The organism is Oscillibacter sp. KLE 1745, from assembly GCF_000469445.2.
In the GTDB taxonomy this organism is placed as follows: Bacteria; Bacillota; Clostridia; order Oscillospirales; family Oscillospiraceae; genus Oscillibacter; species Oscillibacter welbionis.
In genome coordinates, this window is sequence record NZ_KI271718.1 from 73,703 (window position 1) to 75,915 (window position 2,213).

At 59.2% G+C, this 2,213-nt stretch carries 5 protein-coding genes and 1 pseudogene; all 6 read left to right on the top strand.

All coding sequences use genetic code 11. From position 1 onward, the window contains the following. Positions 1-335 (top strand): annotated as a pseudogene (locus HMPREF1546_RS19395) (hypothetical protein); the annotation flags it as partial. Positions 336-347: 12 nt separating this feature from the next. After that, positions 348-773, top strand: a complete 426-nt coding sequence (locus HMPREF1546_RS18215; protein ID WP_021747500.1) for a tail fiber assembly protein — start codon at positions 348-350, stop codon at positions 771-773. Then, complete coding sequence (locus HMPREF1546_RS07710; RefSeq protein WP_021747501.1) at positions 766-1,224, top strand: hypothetical protein; 459 nt, start codon at positions 766-768, stop codon at positions 1,222-1,224. Before HMPREF1546_RS18215 ends, HMPREF1546_RS07710 begins: the two co-directional genes overlap by 8 nt. After that, a complete protein-coding gene (locus HMPREF1546_RS07715; RefSeq protein WP_021747502.1) occupies positions 1,221-1,529 on the top strand; it encodes a hypothetical protein in 309 nt (102 codons plus the stop codon). Before HMPREF1546_RS07710 ends, HMPREF1546_RS07715 begins: the two co-directional genes overlap by 4 nt. A gap of 38 nt (positions 1,530-1,567) precedes the next feature. Next, positions 1,568-1,903, top strand: a complete 336-nt coding sequence (locus HMPREF1546_RS07720; RefSeq protein ID WP_021747503.1) for a hypothetical protein — start codon at positions 1,568-1,570, stop codon at positions 1,901-1,903. A 1-nt stretch (position 1,904) separates the two neighbouring features. Beyond that, complete coding sequence (locus HMPREF1546_RS07725; RefSeq protein WP_021751833.1) at positions 1,905-2,174, top strand: hypothetical protein; 270 nt, start codon at positions 1,905-1,907, stop codon at positions 2,172-2,174. Positions 2,175-2,213 lie beyond the last annotated feature (39 nt).

Consider the following 2,213-nt stretch of genomic DNA (forward strand, 5'->3'; position numbering starts at 1 on the left):
ATGGCGTTTGGGGGCCACTCGAATGGATCAATCCCCCCATGCAGTTAGGCGTCGAGTACCGGACCATAGAGCGGTATCAACAAGTACCGATCTATACAAAAGCGGTCAATTTCGGGACTGCGCCAAATGCTACATCAAAGACTGTGGAGCATGGCATTACAGGCTTCAACCAATGTGTGGATGTAAGCGGAATTTTGGGTGGAGCGAATCTGATAGGCCATAAAAACATTGTCGGGATACTAGTAAACGCATCCCAAATTACGATTGAGGCGGACGCCGATCTATCCAGAAGCAATGTATACGTCATCCTCAAATACACAAAGACTACCAGCTAAGAGGAGGGCACCATGAAGATCATCAAATATCAGCTTGCGACAGAGATCAACCACGGCACTCCTGAGGAGCCGGACATCGAGACGGTGCTCTCCGGTGTTACGATGCCTTACACAGATTCAAATTACGCCATCGCCCAGGCGGAGGCATGGCAGGGTGAAGTTACTGTGGAGGAGGTGCCGGAAACCGCGGAGGAAATTCGGGCGCGGCGGGACAAACTGCTGGCAGACACGGATTGGACGCAGACCCTTGACGCCCCCATCGACGCCGCCACGCGGGAGTCCATGCGTACATACCGGCAGGCCCTGCGGGATGTGCCACAGCAGGATGGCTTCCCTGCGGATATCCAGTGGCCGGAGCTGCCGGAGACCGTCAAGGCTGCGCCGGGCCCGGTGGATACAGCATTCGATGTGCTGATTGGAGGTGACGCTGATGCGTAAGGTCAGAGCATTGAAGATGCGCCGGGCGGCGCTGCTGTCGGCGCAGGGAGCCACGGATGCGCAGGCGCTTACCTTGCCCTCCCTGTATCCGGAGTGGGCCGCAGGTGTGGCTTATGGAGGCGAAGGGGAGCCGTGTATTGTCCGTCAGCCTGGGACCTCGCAGCTGTACCGGATCAATGAAAGAAAGGCCCACACGTCTCAGGCGGGATGGGAGCCGGCGTCCACGCCCTCTCTATGGACCGCCATCCAGGGCAGCGAGACCGGGACAAAAGACGACCCCATCCCGGCTGTGCGCGGGATGGAGTATGAGTACGGCCTATATTACAAGGACCCGGAGGACGGCAAGACGTACCTTTGCGCCCGCACCGGCGAGGCAGAGGGCGGCAAGGTGATCCTCCAATACCTGCCCCATGAGCTGATCGGGCAGTATTTTGAGGAGGTACCGGCATGAACACAGAAGTAATCTGCGCCTTGATCGCTGGGGCGGCTACCGTGCTGGCGGCCATTGCGGAGCGACGGAGCCGCCTGAGCGCCAAACGGGCGGAGGTCCGTGCCCAGCGCCGGGAGAAAGAGAGCAGATTGGCCATGGACCTGATGTACGCCAACTGCTCCCTGTCCCTGACCACCGCCAAGAAGCTGGCGGGGATGCACACCAACGGCGACGTGGAAGAGGCCATGGAGGCCGCTCGCAGCGCGCAGGAGGCGTATCAGGACTTCGCCCGGGACGAGGCGGCGCACCAGTTCAGCAAAGTTTAATACCGGCACCAGCCGGAAATTTGAAAGGAGTACATACCATGAAAAACCTGGAGGACATCCTGCATGATTACACCAGAGGGGACAAGCCCCTGGACGAGACCAACCAGGAGCTGAAGGAGCTGGATTGCGGACTCCAGCTTGACCCCGCCCGCAATCTCATCTCCGCTCAGGAGCTGGCGGAGACATGTGTGGGCGAGACCCCTGCTGAGGCCAACGGATGGGGGATTCTGGACCACGGTGTGGGTAGTCTGGAAAAGGTCCATGTGGTGAATGGCCGCACTGTGGACGTGGACATGGGACAGGAGGCCGCCTATGTGTACATTGGCGGTCACAAGTACCGCCTGCGGGGCGACGTGCTGACGGAGGAGGACTAAGATGGAGCTGCTGAAAAAGCGGGCAGCCAACCTGCTGGCAGTCAAGAGCATTGTGACGATTGTGCTCACATGCGTCTTTGCTTATCTGGCCGTCACCGGCCACGTGACCACAGATCAGTTCTTGACTGTGTTTACTGTGGTGATTGCCTTCTATTTCGGCACACAGGCGGAGAAGCGGAGCTCCCAGGCAGAGGGTATTGCTGATCTGCATGGTGGAGCGATTGTCCTGCCGGAGCAGGCAACGGCTCAAGGCGAAGAAAAGCAGGCATAATATGGAGCGGCAGGCGGGGCGACCCTGCCTGCCGCTGTC

Excerpts from the sequence above, each read along its gene's own strand:
- HMPREF1546_RS18215 (WP_021747500.1), top strand. The coding sequence starts at position 348 with ATGAAGATCATCAAATATCAGCTTGCGACAGAGATCAACCACGGCACT.
- HMPREF1546_RS07725 (WP_021751833.1), top strand. The coding sequence starts at position 1,905 with ATGGAGCTGCTGAAAAAGCGGGCAGCCAACCTGCTGGCAGTCAAGAGC.
- HMPREF1546_RS07710 (WP_021747501.1), top strand. The coding sequence starts at position 766 with ATGCGTAAGGTCAGAGCATTGAAGATGCGCCGGGCGGCGCTGCTGTCG.
- HMPREF1546_RS07720 (WP_021747503.1), top strand. The coding sequence starts at position 1,568 with ATGAAAAACCTGGAGGACATCCTGCATGATTACACCAGAGGGGACAAG.
- HMPREF1546_RS07715 (WP_021747502.1), top strand. The coding sequence starts at position 1,221 with ATGAACACAGAAGTAATCTGCGCCTTGATCGCTGGGGCGGCTACCGTG.